Source organism: Streptomyces sp. CHD11, assembly GCF_018638295.1.
GTDB lineage: Bacteria > Actinomycetota > Actinomycetes > Streptomycetales > Streptomycetaceae > Streptomyces.
The window spans coordinates 188,112-211,940 of the sequence record NZ_JABTTS010000026.1 but is presented as its reverse complement, the minus strand read 5'-3'; the positions used below and the strand labels follow the sequence as shown (position 1 = coordinate 211,940).

22 protein-coding genes and 1 pseudogene are annotated in these 23,829 nt (G+C 72.4%); 10 read left to right on the top strand and 13 right to left on the bottom strand.

What is annotated here, in order from left to right:
* Nucleotides 1–108: 108 nt before the first annotated feature.
* A complete protein-coding gene (locus HTV45_RS23735; protein WP_251692613.1) occupies nt 109–1,374 on the bottom strand; it encodes a hypothetical protein in 1,266 nt (421 codons plus the stop codon).
* 25 nt (nt 1,375–1,399) lie between these two features.
* Between HTV45_RS23735 and HTV45_RS35230 the strand changes: the two are divergent.
* Nucleotides 1,400–1,747 (top strand): annotated as a pseudogene (locus HTV45_RS35230) (NERD domain-containing protein); the annotation flags it as partial.
* Between the two features lie 66 nt (nt 1,748–1,813).
* On the opposite strand, the gene HTV45_RS23730 reads toward HTV45_RS35230, so the two are convergent.
* Both HTV45_RS23730 and HTV45_RS23725 read right to left on the bottom strand, forming a co-directional pair.
* Nucleotides 1,814–2,005, bottom strand: coding sequence for a DUF397 domain-containing protein (locus HTV45_RS23730; RefSeq protein WP_215207881.1), 192 nt, complete (start codon nt 2,003–2,005; stop codon nt 1,814–1,816).
* Nucleotides 2,002–2,889: a helix-turn-helix transcriptional regulator gene (locus HTV45_RS23725; protein ID WP_215207880.1), complete on the bottom strand. Its 888-nt coding sequence runs from the start codon at nt 2,887–2,889 to the stop codon at nt 2,002–2,004. The genes HTV45_RS23730 and HTV45_RS23725 overlap by 4 nt, the downstream gene beginning before the upstream one ends.
* A 208-nt stretch (nt 2,890–3,097) precedes the next feature.
* On the opposite strand from HTV45_RS23725, the gene HTV45_RS23720 reads away from it, so the two are divergent.
* Entirely contained in the window at nt 3,098–3,553 is a 456-nt protein-coding gene (locus tag HTV45_RS23720) for an ATP-binding protein (protein ID WP_215207879.1), read from the top strand.
* An 85-nt stretch (nt 3,554–3,638) separates the two neighbouring features.
* Here the strand turns inward: HTV45_RS23720 and HTV45_RS23715 are convergent, their stop codons facing one another.
* On the bottom strand, nt 3,639–5,309 hold the full coding sequence (locus tag HTV45_RS23715) for a PucR family transcriptional regulator (RefSeq protein WP_215207878.1): 1,671 nt from the start codon (nt 5,307–5,309) through the stop codon (nt 3,639–3,641).
* A gap of 206 nt (nt 5,310–5,515) precedes the next feature.
* Here HTV45_RS23715 and HTV45_RS23710 point away from each other — a divergent pair, with 206 nt between their 5' ends.
* Nucleotides 5,516–6,787: an FAD-binding oxidoreductase gene (locus HTV45_RS23710; RefSeq protein ID WP_215207877.1), complete on the top strand. Its 1,272-nt coding sequence runs from the start codon at nt 5,516–5,518 to the stop codon at nt 6,785–6,787.
* A 284-nt stretch (nt 6,788–7,071) separates the two neighbouring features.
* On the opposite strand, the gene HTV45_RS23705 is transcribed toward HTV45_RS23710, so the two are convergent.
* From HTV45_RS23705 to HTV45_RS23665, 9 genes are all read right to left on the bottom strand, one after another.
* Entirely contained in the window at nt 7,072–7,932 is an 861-nt protein-coding gene (locus HTV45_RS23705; protein WP_215207876.1) for an alpha/beta fold hydrolase, read from the bottom strand.
* A gap of 32 nt (nt 7,933–7,964) precedes the next feature.
* Nucleotides 7,965–8,837, bottom strand: a complete 873-nt coding sequence (locus HTV45_RS23700) for an alpha/beta fold hydrolase (protein ID WP_215207875.1) — start codon at nt 8,835–8,837, stop codon at nt 7,965–7,967.
* Nucleotides 8,837–10,003: an acyl-CoA dehydrogenase family protein gene (locus tag HTV45_RS23695; RefSeq protein WP_215207874.1), complete on the bottom strand. Its 1,167-nt coding sequence runs from the start codon at nt 10,001–10,003 to the stop codon at nt 8,837–8,839. Before HTV45_RS23695 ends, HTV45_RS23700 begins: the two co-directional genes overlap by 1 nt.
* A gap of 98 nt (nt 10,004–10,101) precedes the next feature.
* Nucleotides 10,102–10,980, bottom strand: coding sequence for a VOC family protein (locus HTV45_RS23690; protein ID WP_215207873.1), 879 nt, complete (start codon nt 10,978–10,980; stop codon nt 10,102–10,104).
* A gap of 36 nt (nt 10,981–11,016) precedes the next feature.
* Entirely contained in the window at nt 11,017–12,216 is a 1,200-nt protein-coding gene (locus tag HTV45_RS23685) for a flavin reductase family protein (RefSeq protein ID WP_215207872.1), read from the bottom strand.
* Nucleotides 12,209–13,012 (bottom strand): ABC transporter ATP-binding protein, encoded by an 804-nt coding sequence (locus tag HTV45_RS23680; protein WP_215207871.1) that lies wholly within the window; start codon nt 13,010–13,012, stop codon nt 12,209–12,211. Before HTV45_RS23680 ends, HTV45_RS23685 begins: the two co-directional genes overlap by 8 nt.
* Nucleotides 13,009–13,797, bottom strand: coding sequence for an ABC transporter permease (locus HTV45_RS23675; protein ID WP_215207870.1), 789 nt, complete (start codon nt 13,795–13,797; stop codon nt 13,009–13,011). The genes HTV45_RS23680 and HTV45_RS23675 overlap by 4 nt, the downstream gene beginning before the upstream one ends.
* Entirely contained in the window at nt 13,794–14,594 is an 801-nt protein-coding gene (locus HTV45_RS23670) for an ABC transporter permease (protein ID WP_215207869.1), read from the bottom strand. The genes HTV45_RS23675 and HTV45_RS23670 overlap by 4 nt, the downstream gene beginning before the upstream one ends.
* Entirely contained in the window at nt 14,591–15,562 is a 972-nt protein-coding gene (locus HTV45_RS23665) for an ABC transporter substrate-binding protein (protein WP_215207868.1), read from the bottom strand. Before HTV45_RS23665 ends, HTV45_RS23670 begins: the two co-directional genes overlap by 4 nt.
* A 247-nt stretch (nt 15,563–15,809) precedes the next feature.
* Here HTV45_RS23665 and HTV45_RS23660 point away from each other — a divergent pair, with 247 nt between their 5' ends.
* The 7 genes from HTV45_RS23660 (at nt 15,810) to dmpG (ending at nt 23,781) form a co-directional block, all read left to right on the top strand.
* A complete protein-coding gene (locus HTV45_RS23660) occupies nt 15,810–16,577 on the top strand; it encodes an IclR family transcriptional regulator (RefSeq protein WP_215207867.1) in 768 nt (255 codons plus the stop codon).
* 807 nt (nt 16,578–17,384) lie between these two features.
* The gene (locus tag HTV45_RS23655) at nt 17,385–18,788 is read left to right on the top strand and encodes an MmgE/PrpD family protein (protein ID WP_215207866.1); all 1,404 of its coding nucleotides are present in this window, start codon (nt 17,385–17,387) and stop codon (nt 18,786–18,788) included.
* 74 nt (nt 18,789–18,862) lie between these two features.
* Nucleotides 18,863–19,702: an alpha/beta fold hydrolase gene (locus tag HTV45_RS23650; RefSeq protein ID WP_215207865.1), complete on the top strand. Its 840-nt coding sequence runs from the start codon at nt 18,863–18,865 to the stop codon at nt 19,700–19,702.
* 21 nt (nt 19,703–19,723) lie between these two features.
* Complete coding sequence (locus tag HTV45_RS23645) at nt 19,724–20,896, top strand: hydroxylase (protein ID WP_215207864.1); 1,173 nt, start codon at nt 19,724–19,726, stop codon at nt 20,894–20,896.
* A 115-nt stretch (nt 20,897–21,011) separates the two neighbouring features.
* Nucleotides 21,012–21,833: a 2-keto-4-pentenoate hydratase gene (gene mhpD, locus HTV45_RS23640; protein WP_215207863.1), complete on the top strand. Its 822-nt coding sequence runs from the start codon at nt 21,012–21,014 to the stop codon at nt 21,831–21,833.
* Complete coding sequence (locus tag HTV45_RS23635; RefSeq protein WP_215207862.1) at nt 21,830–22,768, top strand: acetaldehyde dehydrogenase (acetylating); 939 nt, start codon at nt 21,830–21,832, stop codon at nt 22,766–22,768. Before mhpD ends, HTV45_RS23635 begins: the two co-directional genes overlap by 4 nt.
* The gene (dmpG, locus tag HTV45_RS23630; RefSeq protein ID WP_215207861.1) at nt 22,765–23,781 is read left to right on the top strand and encodes a 4-hydroxy-2-oxovalerate aldolase; all 1,017 of its coding nucleotides are present in this window, start codon (nt 22,765–22,767) and stop codon (nt 23,779–23,781) included. Before HTV45_RS23635 ends, dmpG begins: the two co-directional genes overlap by 4 nt.
* Nucleotides 23,782–23,829: the final 48 nt, after the last annotated feature.

Here is a 23,829-nt window from a genome sequence, read left to right as displayed (position 1 = left end):
GCCAAGGTCCGCGGGGAGCAAGCTAGCGCATGGTGATGGAATGCGAACAGTCGGTATCCGGTCGTCGTGTCTCCCTCCCGGCCGCGCAGGCGCCGGTGTCACCGGTGGTCAATCACCGGGCTCTCCGCCGCGCAGTGAGGACAGGACGAGGCGGCCGTAGCGTGTGGTGAGGACCAGGGCCGTGGCGGCCAGTGCGGCGACGAGCGCGACGGTGAGGGCGACGGTTCCCTCGGCGCCGAGTACCTGGAGGATGCTCAGGGCCGTACCGACAGGCAGGCCGAGGATGGTCAGGACGCCGAGTGCGCCCGCGATCTGCTGACTCTCCTGGGTCTGTACCAGCCGTGCGTAGTCCGCAGCTTCGGCGAGGATCTCGTCGAAGCGCTCCGCGAGACGGTACTGGGTCTGGAAGCTCAGCAGCAGTTCGTTGGCCGGGCCGTGGGCGGTGAGATGCTGGCGCCAGTAGGTGCTGCGGAACGTGGCGATGTGCCGCTCGAGGGCGGACACCCGGCGGGCGAGCTTCGGGCCGTCGAAGACACCGGAAAGGCCGTCGGTCAGTTCGTCGATGTGGTCGCGCTGGACGCTGCCGAGCAGCAGGGCGTCGAGATAGACGGTGCGGCTGTGCAACTGCGCGAAGGCGTAGAAGTCGTCCCCGCCCGGATCGGCCCGGTGTCCGAGGAAGGCCGCGCCGTGGCGCAGCACCAGAGCGCTCCAGTCGGCGGATATGCGCAACGCGTGTTCCGTGCGGTCGGGCCACTGCTCGAGCGGGGTGGGGAAGTCGGCCTCCGTGGATTTCGAGGCGAGATACCAGAGCCAGCGGTCGGCGGTCTCCGGAAGCCGGCCGTCCTGCCGCAGCGCGGGGGCGTGCTGTGGGCCGGGCGTGAGGAACGCGACCGTGTAGGGGCGGGCGATCGCGAACGGGGCAGCGGCGCTGCGCGGCACGGCGATCCCGGTCAGCAGCAGTTGAGGGGAGAGCGGACCGTCGAGTGGATCGGGGGCGGCAGGGCTGCGGTGGCCGATGGCGCGCAGCGTCTCCAAGAGGGCGGGTCCCTCGACGTCGAAGTGCAGCACCGCCAGTCCGTGATCTCGATGGCGGGCGGTGGCCGTACGCAGTAACTCGATCCCCCTGAGATGCAGGGGGCCGTGCCGTACGTCCATGAACCGGTGCCAGCGGCAGGGCCTTTCGGGTGTGCCGTAGAGGGCACGGGCGGCGGCCGGGGTGAAGTACGTCTGCCGGGTGGTGGCATCGGTGCGGCGTCCGCCGAGCGCGAAGGGCAGGGGGCCGGTCGGCCAGTTCGTGATCGTGGTGAACCGGACCGGCAGGACGACGGCCAGGGTCTGCCGGACTCCGGTGACGCAACTGAGATCCGTGTCCAACGGGGGAGCCTCCGGTACGCAACGGATGGTCATGGGCAGGGCGGCCCCAGGATACGGATCACACCGCAATCTGAGCAGAGCGCCTGACGCTTTCGTGCACGCGGTACACAACGATCGGTGCGTGAGCGGCATGCACCGGGGGCATGACCGGGAAAGCAGCGGGTTTCCGTTGAATGCACCGATTCCGGGCACGGACACGGTGTGGCCGGCCGACCGCGCCGACGGCCGGGTCAACGAGTGCGATCTGCTGATCGCCGTCCCCGCCGGCCTCTTCCTCGTCGAGATCAAGAGCCACCCCGGCGAGCTCCACAACACCGGTTTCGACCCGAGGCGGTGGCGTCCGGTGACGCGTGGCCGCAAGGCGGCGGTGAAGCGGCCTGCGCTGGACGCTGAGCAGTCGGAGAGGTGGGGCAGCGACGCACGCTGCCCCACCGGAAGTTCAGACGAGCGAGTCGGCCGCCAGCGTCGTGAACGCCGACCAGACATCGCGGGACACGGCCAGCGCCTGCCTGTCCGTGTCCTTCGAGTCCCGGACGAGAACGGCCTCGGTGCGCATGGCGACCTCGACGCAGTTGCCGCCCCCACCGCCGCTGTAGCTGCTCTTGAACCAAGCAAGTTCGGTGGTGCTCATAGCGCTCCTCGCATCTGCTCCAGCAGGCCCGCGGTGGCTCGATGACTCAGAGCCTGCGAGCGCATCTTGCCATAGCGCTGAAGCATGGCGCTTGCGGCTTTTGTGTCGGTGACAAGCATGCTGCAGTCGTGCGCTTCGACGTAGCCCACCCATCGATTCTCTACCGTCTCGGCGAGGTAGAGAGGGCCCTCGAAACCGGAGTGGTCCTCCTGGACCCGAGGCATGATCTGAATCTCCACGTTCCGGAGACGGCCCACATCGATGAGGCTGCTGAACAGCGCGTGAGTGACGCCCTCACCGGCCAAGCGGCGATCCAGCAGGGCCTGCTCGATGATGAAGCTGAACGTGCTGTTCGGCCGCTCCGCCAGCAGACGCTGGCGTTCAAGACGAGCCGTGACCTGCTGCTCGAACTGCTGCTCCGACAGAGGCGGAAGGCGCCGCTCGAAAAGTGCGCGGATGTAGGGCTCCGGCTGGAGCAAGCCCGGAATCACAGCGCACTCATACGCGAACAGCGAGATCGCATCCTCCTCGATCCCCGCCCACTGCCGGAACCAGGATGCCAGCCCCGCCTTCCGTGTCAGGCTCTTCGCAGCCGCCCTCAATACCCGCCCCGCGACCGCGCCCAGTACCTCCTCCGACCGCTCCAGCAAATCCCGTGGAGGGAAACGCTTCCCCTGTTCGATCTTGGCGACGTACGCGACCGAGTACCGCACCAACGGCGCGAACTGCTCCTGCGTCAGGCGGGCTTCCTCCCGCAGAGCCTTGAGTACCGCGCCGAACGTCTTCAGACTGTCCGAGAGTTCCGGCTCGCAGCTACCGCCCCCGTTCCCGCCCCCGTCCTGCCCGGCGTTCCCGCCCACCCCGCCGCCGTTGCCCGTCGTCATCGCAGCCGCCTTCCCCTGTGCCGCCGGGCCGTACCCGTGCCGGGCCCGAACGCTTGCCGTACCGTCCGCCGTACGCGCTGCGCCACGCTCGGCACACTCATCGTCACGTACGGCGACCGACCCGGTCCAGCAAGTCGACCAGTACAACGCGATCTGTATCGGCGCCGGACCTGCCGACGGGCCATCAGCTCCCGGCAACGTGGCCGCCATGTCAGCCCCCCGTACCCAGAGCCCCACGCCGGCCCGTACGTTCACCCAGCGCTTCTCCACCACCCGCCGCGGCGCCCGCCTCGCCCGGCTGCTCGCCGCGCACCAGCTCACCGAGTGGGGCCATCCGCACGGCACCGAGGCGCACGACACCGTCGTCCTCCTCGTCGCCGAACTCGCCACGAACGCCGTCCTTCACGGCCACGTCCCCGGACGGGACTTCGCCCTGTCCCTGTCCCACGACGAGGGCAGGGGCGTCGTCCGGATCGAGGTGACCGACACCCACCCCGTCCTGCCGACGCGGCGGACCCCCGGTACGGACGAGAACGGCGGCCGCGGCCTGCTCCTCGTCGACGCACTCGCCACCGACTGGGGCGTACACGACCGCCTCGGCCCCGGCAAAACGGTCTGGGCGGAGTGCACGACGACCCTCGGCTCTGACGGCCCGCATGCGTAGTTGCCTCGGACCGGACGGAGTCCGGTCGCCCGGACACTTGGTGCCGCAGCCCTCACCCAGGGGGAATGGAGGGCGGCCCGGTCCCCTAAAGCTGCCCAGTGACGGGCGGGCGCGGCCCCTCGGTCGTCGCCATGAGCTGGAGCCGCAGTGCGAGCCGTACCCGGGGCGAGGTCAGGTCCACCGGGGCCACCTCCTCCAGCTTGCGCAGCCGGTAGCGCAGCGTGTTGGGGTGGACGCGCAGCAGCCGTGCGGCGCTCCGGGGGTCGCCGTAGTGGTCCAGCCAGGCCGCGAGGGTCTCGCGGTACGCCGTGCCGTGCTCCTCGTCGTGTGCGCGGAGCGCGCCGAGCGGCCCGCCGAGAAGGCCCGCGTCGACCCCTACGGCCGCCGCTGCCCGCTCCACGACGACGGTGTCCCAGGCGTCCTCCATCAGGAGGAGCCCTGTGCGGTCGGGGAGCGGAAGCCGGCCTGCGCCCACCAGCCGGTGGAGCTCGCCGGCCTCCGCGGTGGCCCAGGGCAGCTCGTCGGGGGTGCGGGCGGGGCAGCCGGCCACGGCGTACAGACCCGGATCGTGGGCGTGCACCTCACGGAGCACGTGCCGGAGCCAGTCCAGCGTGCCCGCACCGGCGTCGGCCAGAGCCCCGGCCGTGACCGGCCGCCGGCCCCGCGGCCGCTCGGTGACCAGGCCGAACAGCGCACCGTCGAGGTCGGTCAGCAGCGGCTGGTGCCAGCCGAAGCGCAGGGCGACCGACTCCCAGAGATCCAGTTGCCTGCGCACATCGGTCCCGGCGGGCGATCCCAGGACCACCACCCGCCAGGGGCCCGCCGGCAGCGCCGGTGCCGCACCCGCTCCCGCGACGCCGGACCCGGCGACCGTGCCGGAACCGGTGAGGGAGGCGGTGCCCTCGCGCAGGGCCACGCGCAGCCGGCCGGTGGAGACCCGCCGTGCGATACCCGCCTCGGCGCGCAGCCGCAGCAGATGCAGGGCGAGCACCGAGGCCACGTCGCCGAGTTCCCGGATGCGTTCCGGAGGGACCGGGGAGCGGACCACGGCCCAGATGGAGCCCAGCCACTCGCCGCCGGCCCGTACCGGGATGATCAGCCGGGGCAGGGTGCCGTCGGGGCCCGCCGGGGTCCAGATCGGCTCGCTGGAGCGGGCGAGCCTGCGGAAGACCCCGCCGGCCCGGAAATGGGTGAGTGTCTCCGGCGGGACGCGCCGCCCCACGATGGTGGAGACACGGGCCGGGTCGGTGGTGTCCTGCCGCGCGGAGTAGGCGAGGACCCGTGACTGCGCGTCCTCCACCGTCACCGGCGCGTCGATGATCTCGGCTGCCGCGTCGGCCAGCGCGAAGAGGTCGACGTGCGGGCCGGGCGACCCGAGGCGGCTGGTGTCCGGCGCGGCGGCCCGGTCGATGACACCCCGCAGCAGCCAGACGACATGCGCCCACGACGTGTGCGGCTGCAGTTCGACCAGTGCGGGACCGGCCAGTTCGCGGGCGGCGGCGGCCACCCGGGGGTCACCGGCGAAGGGGCTTTTGAGGACGACGCCCCCGGCCGACGCCCGGGCGGCCCGTTCCAGCAGGGTGACGGCCCCGTCCGGGTCGGTCACTCCCACCCCCAGGACGAGTTCACCCGGCCGGGCCACGGCATCGCCGGGCTCGGCCAGGGCGACGTCGTGCACGTCGGCGTCCCCGGCCGCCACGACCGTACGGAGGAACCCGGCGCCCAGGGAGTCGACCAGATCGGTGACCGTGATCATGTCCGGCTCCGGGCGGCACGGCGACAGTGCTGCGTGAACGGGGTCATGCCCTCATTGTGGCCCGGAGGCACTGTTCCCGGCGCATCACCCGGGCCGCTCTCCTTGGCCGCACGGCACAAAGACAACGGCGGAGGCGGGGCCCACCATCGAGAGGCACCACCGCCTGCAGATCGAAGGCACCACCGCCTTGGAGAAAGAGGTTCCGCATGGTCCGCCCCGCCTCTCCCGCCCCCTCCGGCCGCCCCCGCGCCGTCGCCGTCGTCGGTGCGGGCATGGTCGGACTGTCCACCGCATGGTTCCTGCAGGAACGGGGTGTCGACGTCACCGTGTACGACCGTGACGCGGTGGCCGCCGGCTCCTCCTGGGGCAACGCAGGATGGCTGACCCCCGGCCTCGCCACCCCGCTGCCGGAACCCGCGGTCCTCACCTACGGCGTCCGCGCGGTGCTCAGCCCGTCCTCCCCGGTCTACGTCCCGCCCAGCGCCGACCCCCGGCTGCTCAGGTTCCTCGCGGGATTCGCCCGGAACAGCACCGCGAAGCGGTGGCTGCGGGCGATGCGCGCGCTCGTCCCCCTCAACAGCCTGTCGCTGGCCGGTTTCGACCTGCTGACCGGGGGCGGTGTCGAGGCCCGGACGCTCGAGGCGAAGTCCTTCCTCGCGGCCTACCGCACGGCCGGGGAACGCCGGGTCCTGCTGGAGGAACTGCAGCAGATCTCCGCCGCCGGGCAGAACATGGAGTTCGACGTCCTGGACGGCGACGAGGCCCGGGAGGTCGAACCGTCCCTCTCGGACGGCATCGGCGCCGCGATCAGGCTGCACGGCCAGCGCTACATCGACCCCGGACACTTCGTGCACGCCCTGGGCGACGCGGTCCGTGCCCGGGGCGGTGAGATCCGCGAGCGTACGGAGGTCACCGATGTGCGGGACGCGGCCACCGGTGTCACCGTCCTGACCGGTGACGGCGGAGACCGGCGCTTCGACGCGGTGGTCCTGGCCACCGGAGCGTGGCTCGGCCGCCACGCCAGGACGTTCGGAGTCCGTTCCCTCGTCCAGGCCGGCCGGGGGTACAGCTTCAGCGTTCCGGTCGAGCACATGCCGTCCGGGCCCGTGTACTTCCCCGGGCAGCGCGTCGCCTGCACACCGCTCGGCGACCGGCTGCGCGTCGCCGGGATGATGGAGTTCCGCAAGCCGGAAGCGCCGCTGGACGCACGCCGGATCAACGCCATCGCCGAGGCGGCCCGTCCGCTGCTGCGCGGCGCCGACCTGGACGCCCGCAAGGACGAGTGGGTCGGCTCGCGTCCCTGCACGACCGACGGACTGCCGCTGATCGGGGCCACCCGCTCGCCCCGGGTCCACGTGGCCGGCGGCCACGGCATGTGGGGCATCACCCTCGGCCCGGCCACCGGACTGCTGCTCGCCGAGGCGATGGTCACCGGTGAACGCCCCGCCCAGCTCGCCCCGTTCGACCCGCTGCGCTGAACCGGCCGCCGCCCGGGTCCCGGCGTGCCGCGTGCGGGCGGGAGAGCCACCCCGGCGGCCATGCCCGTGCCCGTCGCGCACAGTCCCACGCATCCGCCGGGCCGTCCCACGCATCCGCCGGGCCGTCCCACCTATCCGCCGGGCCGCGCGGCCCGGCCGCACACATGCGGCCGTCGGGAGGACACGGACACGCCGACGAGCCGTCGCGGTGACGGCCCGGCGAGGGGAGGAGAAAGGGGGAAGCGGGGAAGCAGGGAAGGAGGGAGGGGGGAGCGGGGTGACGGTCAGCGGTCCAGCAGGAAGTCGAGCTGGATCCGGTCGAAGGTCTCGGTCTGCTCGTACTGGGGCCAGTGACCCGCGTTCTCGATCACCGCGAGGCGGCCGCGCGGGATCAGGTCCGCGATCCGGCGCCCCTCGTCCACCGGCCCGGAGGGGTCCTTGGCGGTCCACACGACCAGCGCCTCCGCCTCGATGGCGCGCAGGTCGTCGTCCGTGAGCATGTTGCGGCGCCGGATCTCCAGGTCCTGCAACGCCATGTTCATCCGGCAGGCCGTCTTCCAGTCCGGCTGCTCGAAGATCGCCTGCCGGGTCCGGATCAGATCGTCGGTGACCATCGCCGGGTCGGCCATCAGCCACTCCAGACGAGCCTTCACCCGCTCCCAGGACGGGTCCTCGGCGGCCTGCGTGGAGAGCGTCAACAACCGTTCCATCACCTGGGGGTTGGCCATCGTGCCGCCCATGGTGTTGAGCACGATCCGCTCGGTGCGCTCCGGGTGCAGCTGCGCGAACCGCGCGGTCACCCAGCCGCCCAGCGACTCCCCGCTGAGGTACGCGCGGTCGTACCCCAGCGCGTCCAGCACCCGGTGCACCTGGTCCAGGTAATGCGGTATCTCCAGCGGGTGCTCGGGCTTGGTCGAGTAGCCGTGGCCGATGAAGTCGATCGCGTAGCAGTTGAAGTGCTCCGCGTGCGCGGCCAGGTTCCGCACGTAGGCCTCGGCGTGCCCGGTGATCCCGTGCAGCATCAGCAGCAGCGGCTTGTCCGGGCTGCCGGACTGCAGGAACCGGGTCCGGTACGGTCCCGTCTCCAGGTACCCCTGCCGGAACTCGACCTGTGCCAGGTCGGACCACACACTCGTGTACGACATTGTCTCTCCTTGCGATGCGGGCCGGGGCGGCTTCAGGCGGCGGCGGGGACGGCGGGGCGGTCGGCCAGGAATCCGAGCACCAGCCGGGTGAACTCCCCGGCACGCTCGTACGGCACCCAGAGTCCGGTCCGCTTGAACAGGTGCAGCCGGGCGTCCGGGATCTGCCGGAGCAGGAAGAGGGCGTTGTCGAAGCCCTGCACCCGGTTCTCGGTGCCCCAGACGATCAGTGCCGGCGCCGTGATCCGGCCCAGTTCCTGCCACAGCGGCTCGGCCGGCACGCCCGCGGACTCGGCTCCGGCCCGGCGCTCCTCGCCGCCGGCGACCGACTCCAGGTACCGCTCCTCGACGAGTTCGTCGGTGACCAGCGCCGGGTCGTACATCATCATCCGCAGATAGGCGCGCATCTTCTCCCGCGACGGGCCCTCGCCCGCGTAGTAGGAGCGGATGGCCTGCTGGCCCTCGGACGGTGTGGTGCTGAACAGCGGCACCCCGCCCGCGCTGGAGACCAGCACCAGACGCTCCACCCGCTCGGCGTGGTACAGGGCCATCGCGAGGGCGACCGCGCCTCCGGTGGCCAGGCCCACCACCGTCGCCCGCTCGATGCCCAGTTCGGTGAGCATCGCGGCGAACACGTCCGCGTAGGGGCGGTACTTGCCGCCGGCCAGGTCGATGGTGTCGGACCGGCCGTAGCCCGGCAGGTCGACGATCAACACCTTCGCGTGCCGCGACAGTTCGGCGAGACTGGTGCCGAAGTTGCCCCAGCCGGAGGCGCCGGGGGCGCCGCCGTGGACACAGAGCAGCACCTCCGGTCCGCTGCCGGCCTCGTGGTAGTGCAGCCGGGTGCCGCCGACGGTGACGAAGCGGGAGGTGGACTCCCGGGTCAGCGGCTCGGTGGCGGCGGGCATCAGACCTTCACCGCCGCCGGCATCTCGCCGCCGAAGTAGTCCATGCCGTACGCCTGGTACAGCGGGCCCGCGTAGTTCTGCACGTGGTGCAGGGCGCTCTGGCAGTCCCGCCACATCCGCTGCATCGGGTTCCTGGCGTGCAGTTGGGAGCCGCCGCTGACCTTGAAGACCTCGTCGGCCGCCGTGGCCGCGCGGTGCGAGGCGGAGACCTGGTTGCGGCGGATCGCGGCCCGCTCGGAGAGGGTGAGGGGCCGGCCGGAGGAGACGATGTCGAACGCCCGGTTCATGTCGTGCAGCACATGGCCGAGACTGGCGTCGATGTCGGCGGCCGCCGGGGCCAGCGCGGACAGCTGGAACGGGTCGCGGCTGGCGGAGCCGAAGCGGCTGCTGCGCTCCCGGGTCCACCGCAGATACGCGTCCAGGGTGCCCTGGGCCAGCGCGATGGTGGCCGTGGTGATCGCGCCGGAGAAGATCACGTTGCGCGGCATCGAGTACAGCGCCGCGTCCCGGCCGGCGATCGCCCCCGCGCTGCCGTCGGTGACCGGGTCGGTGCGGATCAGCCGGTGCTCGGGGACGAACGCGTCCCTGACGACGATGTCCTTGCTGCCGGTGCCGCGCAGCCCGACGACGTCCCAGGAGTCGTGCAGGATCTCGTAGTCGGCGCGCGGGAGGACGAAGTGGATCGTCTCCCGGTCGGTGACGTTGCCCTCCTGGTCGGTGATCAGGCCGCCGATCATGACCCACCGGCAGTGGTCGGTGCCCGAGGAGAACGGCCAGCGTCCGTTGAAGACGTAGCCGCCCTCCACCGGACGTGCCCGGCCCATCGGGGCGTACGGCGAGGCGACCCAGGTGTCGGGGTCGTCGGCCCAGATCTCGCGCTGCATCAGCGGGTCGCCCTGGGCGAGTTCGTGCGGGTGCACGCCCACCACGCCGGCGATCCAGCCGGCCGCGCCGTTGCGCCGGCCGATCTCGTGCACGGTGCGCAGGAAGTCGGCCGGGTGGGACTCCAGTCCGCCGAAGTCGCGGGGCTGAAGCATCCGGATCACCCCGGACTCACGCAGCGCGGCGGCGACTTCGTCGCTGACCCGGCCGAGCTCCTCGGACACGGGTCCGTCGCTCTCCAGCAACTCGGCGTGCTCCAGCACGCGGTCCAGCACGGGGTTCATGGCGTGCGGCTTCCTCTCTGGTGGGGCGGTGGGGCGGTGGGGCGGTGGGGACGGTGGGGCCGGTGGGTGGCCCGTGGGGACGGTGGGTGGCCGGTGGCTCAGTGGTGGTCGACCGAGTGGTGGCCCCAGAGGTGCGCGGTGTCGTACCGGGTGGGCGTCCAGGTCTCGTCGTCGATCTTGATGCCGCCGGTGCCGAACTCCAGCCCCACCTCGGACGGGGTCAGCAGGTAGAAGCTGGTCATCCGGTCGTTGCTGTGCCGGCCGAACGTCTTCAGCAGCCGGTGCGGTTCCTCCTCGATCTGCTCGATGGCCCGGCCGATCACGTCCAGGTCGGTGACCTCGAGCATGAAGTGGCCCACGCCCAGCGGGCGGCCCGGCACCTGTGGGGTGAAGGCGAAGGAGTGGTGGCGGGGGTTGCAGTGGGTGAACGTCGCGGTGAGACCCGGGGCCAGGTCGATGTGGTCGGAGAGCCGGAAACCCAGGACGTCGAGGAAGAGCGACTCGTAGCGGGAGCGGTCGGAGACGACCTGGAGCACATGTCCCACGCCCTCGGTGCCGGCGACGAACTCCGCGCCGACCGGGGAGGCGAACCGCTGTGCGGAGGTGCTCAGGCCCCAGAAGATCTCGTGGTCGTAGCAGTCGTCGGGGTCGCGGAAGCGGATCAGGTCCGAGACCATCCGCTCCCGGGCGACGGCCTCGCCCGGACGGGTGACCTCGTACCCGGCGGCGGTCAGCCGCTGTTCCAGCTCGGCCAGCCCGGCCGGGCCCCTGGTCTCCCAGCCGACCGCGGCGACCCCTCCCCGCTCGCCGGGACGCACCTCGAGCCGGTAGGCCTTCTCGTCGATGCGCAGCAGCAGCCGGTCGTCACCACGACGGTCGGCCATCAGCCCCAGCACCCGCTGCCCGAACTCCTCCCAGTGGTCGAGGTCGGTGGCCGTGAACTGCAGGTACCCCAGGGCGGTGACACGGGCGGTCATGTCTCTCCTTCGTACGGTCGTGCGGGGCGGCCCGGCTCAGCCGAGCACGCGGTCCTGGCCGAATCGGATCTGGATCAGGTCGGCGACCTCGGCCGCCCGGTCGCACACCTGCGCACCCCAGCGGGCGACGGTCCGCCCACTGGCCCCGGCCGGCGGGAAGGACATCCGGACCGCGAGACGCGGGCTGCCGGCCATCGGCACCGCCACGGTGATCGAACGGACGTCGTACACGCCGTCCGGGTCGAGGTCGGGCTCGTAGTAGTCGAGGTGGTCCAGATGCATGGTGAGCACCTGGCGCCGGTGTCGGGGTGTCGGCTCGCCGTGGATGTAGCGGGTCACGTCCTGCCAGGTGTCCCGCTCCGGGGCGTGGCCGACCAGACAGAGGGAGTAGCCCTGGGCGGCGACCCGCTCGGCGATGTCCAGGCAGCGCTTGCGTGACGCTTCGTCCTTGCGCGGCAGCCGATCGAGCCAGCGGGCGAGGCCCGCTTCCCCGGCGGGGTCGAGGTGGACCGCGCCGACCGGCGGCAGGTGCGGCAGCCGCAGGCCGATCTCGAAGTACGAGGGCGTCGCCGAGCCCCGCTCGGTGCCGATCACCACGTCGTGGTCGCCGATCGACGCGAGCAGCGACACGTCGGCCGACTCCTCGGCGGCCAGGGCGGCCAGCGGCTCCATGGCCGCCTCACTGAGCCGGGCCGCCCGGATCAGCTCCTGGTCGGCCGGCACCAGGAACGACGACGGCGCGAAGCCGCCGAAGCCGCCCTGGAAGAACAGCAGCGGGGAGGTCGGACGCTGCACCTCCAGCGCCCGCACCTCACCGATCGCGATGTAGTGGTCGCCGGCGTCGACCAGCTGGTGGTAGGAGCAGTCGATCCAGGCGACCGAGTCGCGCAGGATCGGCGCGCCGGACGGCGACGGCCGCCACTCCACACCGGCGAACGACTCCGGACCGCGCCAGCCGGTGACCAGGTCGGTCTGGTCGGCGGCGAGGACGTTGACGCAGAAGGTGGCCGCCTCCCGCAGCCGGGCGAAGGTGCCCGAGGAGCGGTCCGGCATGAACGAGACGAGCGGCGGGTCGATCGACACGGAGTTGAACGTGCCGACCACCATCCCGATGTGCTCGCCGCTGTCGAGGGTCGCGGTGACCAGCGCCACCCCGGTGGGGTGGTGTCCCAGTGCCTCGCGGAACGCGTGCGGGTCGATCGCGGTCCGTGCCGCGCCGGTGGTCGTCTCAGACATCACGGATCAACCTGTAGACCTGGCTGCGCAGTTCGGCGAACCGCGGCAGCGCCTTGGTGGCGACCTGCTCGCGCGGGGCGGGCAGATCGACCGTGAGCAGACTGCGGATACCGGCCGGCTTCCCGCCGAGGGCGAGCACCCGGTCGGAGAGGTAGACGGCCTCGTCGATGTCGTGGGTGACCAGCAGCACCGTGATGCCGAGGTGCTCACGCACCCGCAGCAGCAGGTCCTCCAGGTCCGCCCGGGTCTGGGCGTCCACCGAGGCGAACGGCTCGTCCATCACCACCACCGCCGGCCGGTAGGCCAGCGCCCGCGCGATGGCGACCCGCTGCTGCATACCGCCGGAGAGCTGCCAGGGGTAGTGGCCGGTGAAGTCAGACAGACCGACCTCGGCCAGCGCCTCCCTCGCGGTCGTCTCCCGCTCGGCCTTGCCGGCACCCGCCGAGCGCAGCGGCAGCACCACGTTGTCCAGCACGCTCAGCCAGGGCATCAGCGAGCGGCTGTAGTCCTGGAACACGATGGCCAGCCCGCGCGGCGGCGCGTCGATCCGTTTGCCGTCGAACAGCACCTCGCCCTCGCTGGGCCGGCGCAGCCCGGTCAGGCACTCCAGGAGCGTGGTCTTGCCGACGCCCGAGGGGCCGACGATGCACATCAGTTCGCCGCGGCCGACCTCGAAGTCCAGGCCTGCGAGGATCTGGCGTTCGCCGTTGCTGTGGCCCAGTCCGCGGATCCGCATGATCGGGTCGGAGGCACCGCCGTCCGGCTGTCCCTTGTCCAGGGTGGTCTGCGTCTTCAACGCTGGTCCTCCTTCTGCTTGGTGTAGCCGCGGTGCCAGGCCAGCACCCGGGCCTCGACGAGGCCGAACGCCTTGTTGGCCGCGTAGCCGATCAGTCCGAGGACGATCAGGCCGGTCCACATCGCGACGATGTCGAACGTGCGCTGCGAGTCGAGGACGAAGTAGCCGAGTCCGCCCGGGCTGCCGACCATCTCGGTGAGCACCATCGCCACCACCGACATCGACAGCGCCACCCGGGCACCGGCGAAGACCTGGGGCATGGCGGCGGGGACGACGAGGAAGCGGATCCGGTGCCAGGTGCTCAGCCGGTAGCCGGCCGCGACCTGGCGCAGCACCGGGTCCACGGAACGGACACCTTCGACGGTGTTGAGCAGGATCGGCCAGGTGGAGACGAAGGCGATGGTGATCACCTTCATGTCGTCGTCGGTGCCGAGCAGCAGCATCATGATCGGCAGCAGCGCCACGCTGGGCAGCGCCCGCATGAACTCCACCAGCGGCCGGGTCGCGTCCTCCAGTGCCGGCAGGGAGCCGAGCAGCAGTCCGAGCGCCACGGCGGCGGCGAACCCGATCCCGAATCCGGCAACGAGCCGGATCACGCTGGGCAGCGCGTCCTCGACGAGGTGGTCGAAGAACCACAGGTCGACGAAGCGGCCGGTGATCTCCGACAGCGCCGGCCAGTAGATCGAGGTGCTGCCGGCACTGAGCCACCACCAGGCGGCGACCAGGAGCACCGGGAGCCAGAGTTCCCGTGCGACGGCCGTGGCGACTCTCAGCGTCCTGTTCACGTGGCACCTCCCTTGCGGACCGAGGGGTGCCACCACAGCACGCGGCGCTGGAGCAGCACGAAGACCAGATTGAGCACCAGGCCGAGGATCGCCGCGGTGAACGAGTAGACGAACGCCCGGTGAGTGTCGTTGATCTGCATCGCCTGCAGCAGGAGGTAGCCGAGGCCGTCGGAGCCGCCGAGGAACTCGCTGCTGATCGCCATCAGCAGCGAGAGCGTCGCGGCGATCCGCAGGCCGGCGAAGACGAACGGGAGCATCGACGGCGCGATCAGATAGCGCAGCCGGTGCCACCGGGAGAGGTGGTACGCCCGTCCCACCCGGCGCAGCTGGGGCGAGATCTCCCCGACCGCGTAGGAGGTCTGGATGATGACGGGCCAGACGGCCGACACCAGGATCAGGACCAGTCCGAGGTCGCGGGTCGCGCCGAACAGCAGCAGGAACAGCGGCAGCAGCGCGATCGCGGGCACCGTCCGGCCGAAGTCGAGGACCAGCTGGGTGCTGCGCCGGGCGTGCTCGTTGGCACCGATCAGCAGACCGGTGGGCAGGCCCACCAGGACGGCCAGCGCCAGGCCCAGCAGGGCGGTCTCCACCGAGGTGGCGATGCTCGACCAGTAGGCGCCGGTACCGGCCAGGTCCGCCGCCGAGCCCAGACTCTCGCCGGGTGTCGGGAAGCCGCTGGCGGCTCCGGGCCCGCGGGCGAACACGTGCCAGACGGCGACCGCGACCAGGATCGCCAGCAGCCGGTTGACCAGGCGCCGGACGCCGGGCGGCGCCGCCCGGAGCGGGGTACGGGTCACGACAGGATCAGCTTCCCTGCGTCCGGCGCGGCCTTCTCGAACATGTCGTACTTGTTCATGTACTCGACCGAGAAGTCGATGTCGGCCTTGGTCAGCGGCTTCTCCGCGTAGACGGGGAACGCCGCCTTCTCCAGCAGGCCGGCGTCCGCCTTCAGGACCTCGGCGGCGGTCCTCACCAGCAGATCGCGGTCGTCGTTGACGGCCGTGTTGCCCTCCCGCACCGCCTCGGCGAAGGACTTCAGGGTGTCCTTGTTCGCCTCGGCGAACGCCCGGGTGGTGACCCAGACGTAGGCCATGCCGCCGCCGCCGGAGTTCACCGGCGCGAGCGGACGCAGCTCGCCCTTGGCGCGCTCCACGGTGCCCACCGGCTCGGGGGTGGTGGTCGCGTCGACCTGCCCGGACTTCAGGGCGGCCAGGGTGTCGGGGGACTCGACGAACTTGATCGTGGAGCTGTCGCCGCCGGCCTCGTCGACGGAGCCGCGCAGGTCGACCCAGGGTGCGCTCTTGATCTGCGGCACACCGACGGTCTTGCCGGTGAGGTCGGCCAGCGACCTGATGGGGGAGTCCTTCTCGACCCACACATTGGCGAAGCTGAACTCCTCCTGGCCCTCGGGGATGCCTCCGTCGGTGGCCGCGGCGACATAGACCAGGTCGACGCCCTGGCCGGCGGCCACGAGCGAGGTGGCGGTGTCCAGCAGGGCGAGGTTCACCTTGCCGCCGAGCAGCTGCGGGACCATCTCGGTGGACGTCTTCGCCGTGCTGATGTCGACGTCGAGGCCGTGCTTGTCGAAGACACCCTCGTCGTCCGCGGCGAAGGCCGGGACACCGTTGAGCGAAGCGAAGACGGCCAGCTTGAGCGGGCCGCCGCCCGACGCCTTCGAGTCGGCGCCGTCGGAGGAACAGGCGGTACACAGGGCAAGCGCCGCGACGGAGGTCGTGGCGAGAGCGCGAAATCGAGTGGAAGCCATGAGGGGTCCAGTCCTTCTGTCGTGCCCGAGAGCTCGGCTCGTGCGGAGGATGTGTCCGTGACGGGCACGACGACAGTGACAAAGCACGGCCCGCGAATGGCCCGATCGCTCACCAATCGGAATTTCATCTCGTCCGGCCAGGAAACCTCGACGTAACGCGGGACGTCACGTACGTTCCGTGTACACACATCTTTCACATGGCTGAAACTGTTCCCCCGAGGGCTTCGGGTGACGAGACGGAGTCGAGATGAGCGAGATCAACGGCAAGCGCGGAGTGCTGGCGCGGGCCTTCGACATCCTCGGCTGTTTCACCGGAGACGAGCCCGAGCGCTCGGTCGCCGACATCTGCGCGGCGACCGAGCTGCCGCCGGCCACCGTGCACCGGATGCTCGCCACACTCTCCGAGCACGGCGCGATCGAGCGGACCGGCCGCGGCCGCTACCGGCTCGGCCCGCGCCTGTGGCGTCTCGGTCACGGCGTCCCGGACATCCGGCTGTTGCGCGACTGCGCCCGGCCGGCCCTGGTCGACCTGCACGCGAGCACCCGGCTGCCGGTCGCCCTGGCGACCCGCGAGGGCGACCGGCTGCACATCATCGACAAGATCGCCGGACGCGGCACCGTCGGGGTCTGGCAGATGCTGGGGACACCGGTGCTGGACGAGCACCCCGCCGGTCTGGCCCTGCTGGCCTGGAGCGGAGAACCCGACCGCCGGCCGAGCTCGCGCCCGCTGCGCGGTGAGGAGCAGTTCGCCTGGCGGCAGCAGCTGGCCGAGGTGCGCCGGCTCGGTTTCGCGCACTCGCCCACGGGCGCGCAGCACACCTCCCCGTTGGTCTGGGCGGCCGCTCCCGTCTTCGCCGACGACCAGTCGGTGAGCACCTGTGTGATGATCGGCGGCCGCCGTGGCGAGCATCCGCCGGTGTCCCTGGGCCGCCTGGCCCGCACGACGGCCCGCGACATCTCCACCGGCCTGCGCAACGGCGCGGACGACACCCGCCTGACCCACACCCACGCCTGACCCGACCGGCGCCCGCGCCGGACCTTCGACCTGCATCCGTGGCCGGGCCCGGGCCCGGGCCCGTACTCGTGCCGGGCCCGTACTCGTACCCGTCGCACCGGCCCCCCTCGCACCCGTACCCGCACCCCGCCTGACCTGGCCCGCGCACCCACGGCTGTTCCGGCCCACCCCGACGCTGCCGCCGCGGTGGTGAGAGCACACCCGGGGCGCGCGGTGCGGACGCCGGCTCCAGGATGGCCGGTTTCCCTGTGGTGCCGGCGGGGCGGGTGTGCTGTGGAGCCGGGAGGGGGATGAGGTCCCCGGCCCGGGGTGGCCGGCGCGCCGTGGTGCGGTCGCCGGGGGAGTCCGTCCGCAACGACAGCCCGGGGGCACGGCGGTGCCTGTCCCGGCGCCGGCCGCACCGTACGCGTGTGTCGCGCCTCGACGGGTCCGCTCTCCCGATGCCTCCCGTCCCTGGTCACCGCCGCCACCCTGGCGTCGGCGCGAACGGGGGTCCGGGAGGCAGCGCCCCGGGGACGGGACGGGAAAGGGCGGCGGGGGCGAGACACCGATGCCCTCCGCCGTGCGGTCACCGCCCGTTCCCGTCCCGCCCGCGGAGCGCGTGGCCGCCGACGACCCGGTCCGCCGGAGTGCGGCGTCGGCCCTCCCCGGAGATCTCCCGCGCCACCGGGCCCGTACCCCCGGCCGGGCAACTCGCATTCCGCTGGATGCGAGCCCGCGACCGATCGGGCCGTGCTGATTCGACACTGGTGCCCTCGGGCCGCGGACCGGCCCGCAGGATCACCGCAGAACCCAGAGAGGACAGCCGTGAGCGTTGCCTCCCCCACGTCGCAGCAGACCGGCGCCACCGCGCAGCTGGTCGGCTTCGTCTGCGACCCCGGCCGCCGCGCCGAACCAGCCCCCCGGGCGGCCCTGCGCGGGCTGGTGGCCGACACCGTCGGTGTCGCCGTCGCCGGGCTCGCCACCCCCGCCGCGGTACTGGTGCGCGACTGGGTGGAGGACCAGGCGCCCTCCAACGCGCTCGCGCCGGCCGGGACGGCGGCCGTCTGGGGCACGGCAGGACGGTTCGGGCCGGCCGACGCCGCCCTGGTCAACGGCACCGCCGCGCACGCCCTCGACTGGGACGACGCCGCCCCCTCCATGGCGATGCACCCCGCCGCGGTCCTGCTGCCCACACTCTTCGCGTTCGCCGCCCGCCGTCCGGTGACCGGCGGTGATCTCGTCGCCGCCTACAGCGTCGGCTCCGCCGTCTTCCGTGCGGTCTCGGAAGTGCTCCCGCACGCCGTCCACTACGGCCGGGGCTGGCACAACACCTCCACCACCGGACGGCTCGCCGCCACCGCCGCCGCCTGCCGGCTGCTCGGTCTGGACGCCGGCAGGGCCGCCCACGCCCTGGGCATCGCGGCCTCGCAGGCGGCCGGGAGTCTGGCCAACTTCGGCACCATGACCAAGCCGATGCACGCCGGCCTCGCCTCCCGGGACGCCGTGATGGCCGTCGGCCTCGCCACCCGGGGCTTCACCGCGCACCCCGCCCAGCTGGAGGCGCGCGGCGGCTTCCTGGACCTCTTCGGCGACCACGACCCCGAGCGCACCGCGTTCCTGGGCGAACGCCTGGAACACTGGATGACCGGCTGGGTCGACGACTACGCGATCAAGGCCTACCCCTCCTGCTTCGCCACCCAGCGCGCGATCGACGCGGGGATCTCCCTGCGCGAGGAACTGGGGGCCGCCACCGGCCGGATCGCCCGGGTGGAGGTGACCCTCGAGCACGGCGGCACCCGGCCGCTGCGGGACACCCGGCCGGGAAACGGCCTCGAGGCCAAGTTCTCCCTGGAGTACACCCTCGCCGTCGCTCTGCTGACCGGGGACGTCCGGCTCGGCGACTTCACCGACGAGGCCCTGGAGCACCCCGGCGTGGCCGGGCTGATGGCCCGGATCGGTCTCGCGGAACGGCCGCCGGCCGACGAGCCCGGCCACACCGTCGTCCGGCTGCACACCGACGACGGCCGGATCCTGGTCCGCGACGTCCGCCATTCCCGCGGCGACTCCCACCGGCCGCTGACCCGGGACGAACTGGCCGCGAAGTTCCACCAGTGCGCGGGACACGGCCCGGCGGCCCGTTCCTGGTTCGACGCGCTCCTCGCGGTCCCGGACTCCGAGGAGCCGCGGGACCTGCAGACACTCCTCGCCGGCCCGCCCGTACGCGGCTGACCCGGCCGCCCTCCGTCCCCCACCGGGCGCGTTCCCCCGTCGCGCCGTAACACGACACCAGGAGAACCCCGACCATGACCGACACCTTCACCGAGGAAGCGACCGGCCGCTTCGTGGACCTGCCGAGCGGGCGCGTCCACTACCACGAGTACGGCGAGGGCCACCCGCTCGTGCTGCTGCACGGATCCGGCCCCGGCGCGACCGGCTGGAGCAACTTCGCGGAGAACATCCGCGAACTCGGCAGGCGGTTCCGCTGTCTGGCCGTCGACATGCCCGGCTGGGGCAAGTCCGACCCGGTCGGCTACGACGACCGCGACCACGCCGCGACCGCGCTGGAGTTCCTCGACGCGCTGGGCATCGACAAGGCGGGGTTCATCGGCAACTCGATGGGCGGCGCGACCTCCGTCCTGGTCGCCGCGACCCACCAGGAGCGGGTCAGCCACCTCGTCACCATGGGCGCCGGCGTCGGCGGCGCCCATCTCTTCGTGCCGGGCGGCGGCCCCAGCGAGGGCGTGAGGGTGCTCCAGCGGACCTACCGCGAACCCACCGAGGCGAACTTCCGCGACCTGGTCGACGTGATGACGTTCGACCCGGCGCACGCCTCGGAGGAACTGGTCCGCCTGCGTCACAAGGCGGCGGTCGAACGCCCCGACCACCTCGCCAACTTCGCCGCAGGCATCGGCAGGCCCCGCCCGCACATGGCCACCCACGCCCAGATCGCCGGCATCACCGCACCGTCCCTGTTCTTCCACGGCCGCGACGACCGGGTCGTGCACTACGAGAGCTCGCTGAAGCTGGTCTCCCTGGTGCCCCGTTCCCGGATGGTGCTGCTGGCCGGCTGCGGCCACTGGGCCCAGCTCGAGCACGCCGACGAGTTCAACCGCACCGTCACCGACTTCCTGCTCCACAACTGAGGAAGAAAGGCCCCTTCAGCCATGCACGAGGTACACGAGCGGATCCTGGCCCGCGCCGAGGAGATCGCCGCCGAGGCCGCGCCCAGCGACGAGCTGGGCCGGCTGACCGACAAGGCCGCCGAGGTGCTGCGCGCCAGCGGCGTCATCCGCATGCTGCAGCCGGCCGAGTTCGGCGGCCACGAGGCGAGCCCGGTCGACTTCTTCCGCACCCTGCGCGACATCGGCGTCCGGTCGTCCTCGGCGGGCTGGGTGGCCGGGGTGGTCGGCGTCCACGCGTTCGAGGTGGCGCAGATGGACATCGAGGTGCAGAAGGAGATCTGGGGCGAGGACCCGGACACCTGGATCGCCTCGCCGTACGCCCCGCTCGGCCGGGCCACCCCGGTCGAGGGCGGATACCGGTTCTCCGGCCGCTGGCCGTTCTCCTCGGGCACGGACCACTGCCGGTGGATCATCCTCGGCGGTCTGATCGTGGACGAGGACGGCAAGCCGGTCCCGGGCGGGCTGCGCCACTTCGTCCTCCCGCGGGCGGACTACGAGATCGTCCAGGACTCGTGGGACGTGGTCGGGCTGCGCGGCACCGGCAGCAAGGACATCGTCATCGAGGACAGGTTCATCCCGGAGCACCGGATCCTCGACCCGGTGCCGATGGAGGACGGCGGCCTGGCCGGCCGGGTCGGGCGGGGCGGCTCGCCGCTGTACCGGATGCCGTTCCACCCGATGTTCACCGCGGGCATCACCACCGCGACGGTCGCGATGGCGCAGGGTGCCCTGGCGGCGTTCGTCGCCTCCATGCGGGGCCGGGTCACGGCGCGCGGGGTACGGACCGCGGGCGACCCGCACCAGCTGGCCGTATTGGGCCGGGCGGTCTCCGACCTGGAGGCCGGCGAGGTCCAGCTGTTCGACGACATCGAGCGGATGTGGGAGCGGGCCCGGCGCGACGAGCGTTTCCCGGCCGAGGAGCGACTGCGGATCCGCCGCAACCAGGTCCGTATCGCCCGCCGCGCGGTGAACGCCGTCGACGAGCTGTTCCTGCACGCCGGCGGCTCGGCGCTGCGCTCCGACTCCGCCCTGCAGCGGTGCTGGCGCGACATCCACGCCGCGATGAACCACGCCAGCAACAACGCCGACCCGATCTACCAGGCGTACGGCCTCGACACCTTCGGCCACCCCGTACCGCCGTCCGTGCTCTTCTGACCACCCCCGCACCCCGCACCCCGTACCCCGCGCGCCGCGCGTCCCGCAGTCCTCTCCCGGAGGTATCCCACATGCCCGCCCCGCACCGCCGTACCGTCCCACCCCGGGAGCAGCCATGACCAGCCGTGATTCCGCCGCTGCCGTGACGAAGGCGGCGGAAGTCCTGGAGGACGCCGCCCGCACCGGCACCCCCGTCCCCCCGGTACGCGCGCTGCTTCCCGAGGGGGACGTCCAGGCCGCCTACGCGGTGCAGCGGCTGAACGTGGCACGTGCCGTGGCCGGCGGACGCCGTCCGGTGGGCCGCAAGATCGGCCTGACCTCCCCCGCCGTCCAGCGTCAGCTCGGCGTCGACCGGCCCGACTTCGGCGCGCTCTTCGCCGACATGGCCGTCCCCGAGGGGCAGCCGGTCGCGCCCGGCCGGCTGCTCCAGCCGAAGGTGGAGGCGGAGGTCGCCCTGGTCCTCGGCGCGGACCTGCCGCACCGCGACCCGACCGTCGCCGACCTGCTGCGCGCCACCGCCTTCGCGCTGCCCGCGCTGGAGATCGTCGACAGCCGCGTCGCCGGCTGGGACATCACCATCGTCGACACCGTCGCCGACAACGCCTCCTGCGGCCTGTACGTCCTCGGCGGCACCCCCGTCCCCCTCGACCGGGTCGATCTGCGCGCCGTGACCATGACCCTGACGAAGAACGGCGAGACGGTCTCCCGGGGCACCGGCGCCGACTGCCTCGGCAGTCCGCTCACCGCCGCTCTCTGGCTCGCCTCCACCCTCGCCGGCCTGGGCGACCCGCTGCGGGCCGGCGACATCGTCCTGACCGGGGCACTGGGGCCCATGTCGGCCGCCGCCGAGGGCGACGCGTTCTCGGCGCACATCGAAGGACTCGGCACGGTCGACACCGTGTTCGCGTCCGCCACCGCGGAAGGAGCGGCAGCATGACCACGAAGGTCGCCGTCATCGGATCGGGCAACATCGGCACCGACCTGATGATCAAGATCCTGCGGCTCTCCGAGTCACTGGAGATCGCCGCGATGGTCGGTATCGACCCCGGCTCGGACGGTCTGGCACGCGCCCGCCGGCTGAAGGTCGCCACCACCCACGAGGGCGTGGAGGGCCTGGTCGCGATGGACGAGTTCGCGGACGTGTCGCTCGTCTTCGACGCCACCTCCGCGGGCGCCCACCGCCGCCACGACGAGGTACTGCGCGCGCTGGGCCGCACGGTCGTCGACCTCACCCCCGCCGCACTCGGCCCGTACGTGGTCCCGCCGGTCAACGGGGACGCGCATCTGGCCGCGCCGAACGTCAACATGGTCACCTGCGGCGGCCAGGCCACCATCCCGGTCGTGGCCGCGGTCTCGGCCGTCACGCCGGTGCACTACGGGGAGATCGTCGCCTCGATCTCCTCCCGCTCGGCCGGTCCCGGCACCCGGGCCAACATCGACGAGTTCACCGAGACCACCTCCGCCGCCATCGAACAGGTCGGCGGAGCGGCGCGCGGCAAGGCCATCATCGTCCTCAACCCGGCCGAACCCCCGCTGATCATGCGGGACACCGTGCACTGCCTGGTCGGCGACTGCGACGACGCGGCGGTCACCGCCTCCGTGGAGGAGATGGTGGCCCGGGTCCGGGCCTACGTCCCCGGCTACCGTCTCAAGCAGCGGGTGCAGTTCGACCGGGTCGCCGCCGACGACCCGCTGCGCGGCCTCGTCCCGGACGGCACCGCGGCCACCAAGGTGTCGGTGTTCCTGGAGGTGGAGGGCGCCGCCCACTACCTGCCCGCCTACGCCGGCAACCTCGACATCATGACCTCGGCCGCCCTGCGCACCGCCGAACGCATGGCCGCCCACCACGCCATGGAGGTGGCAGCCCGATGACCGCTCTCTACGTCCAGGACGTGACCCTGCGGGACGGCATGCACGCCGTCCGGCACCGTTACACCGTCGAGCAGGCCCGCACCATCGCCGCCGCCCTCGACGCCGCCGGGGTCGCCGCGATCGAGATCGCCCACGGCGACGGGCTGTCGGGCTCCAGCATCACCTACGGCGTCGGCGCCCACACCGACTGGGAGTGGATCGAAGCCGTCGTGGGCGCCGTCACCCACGCGGTCCCCACCACGCTCCTCCTGCCGGGCATCGGCACCCTGCACGACCTGAGGCAGGCGCACGCGCTCGGGATCCGCTCGGTGCGCGTCGCCACCCACTGCACCGAGGCCGACATCTCCGCCCAGCACATCGCCGCCGCCCGCGAACTGGGCATGGACGTGGCCGGGTTCCTGATGATGTCGCACATGGCCGAGCCCGCCGAACTCGCCCGCCAGGCACAGCTGATGGAGTCCTACGGCGCCCAGTGCGTCTACGTCACCGACTCCGGCGGCCGGCTCACCATGGACGGCGTCCGCGACCGGGCCCGCGCCTACCGCGACGTCCTCGACCCGGCGACCGGACTCGGTATCCACGCACACCACAACCTCGGTCTGGGCGTGGCCAATTCGGTCGTCGCCGTCGAGAACGGCGTCACCCGCGTCGACGCCTCCCTCGCCGGCCAGGGCGCCGGCGCCGGCAACTGCCCGCTCGAGGCCTTCGTCGCGGTCGCCGATCTCATGGGCTGGGACCACGGCTGTGACCTGTTCCCGCTGATGGACGCCGCCGACGACCTCGTACGCCCCCTCCAGGACCGAGAGGTCCGCGTCGACCGGGAGACCCTCACCCTGGGCTACGCCGGCGTCTACTCCAGCTTCCTCCGCCACGCCGAGGCCGCGTCCCGCCGCTACGGCGTCGACACCCGCGCGATCCTCGTCGAGGTCGGGCGCCGGGGGATGGTCGGCGGCCAGGAGGACATGATCACCGACATCGCCCTGGACCTGGCGAAGCCCCCGGTCGCGGGCTGAACGCCACCACCCGCCACGCACCCCGGGCGCCTGCCGTGTTCGACGGCA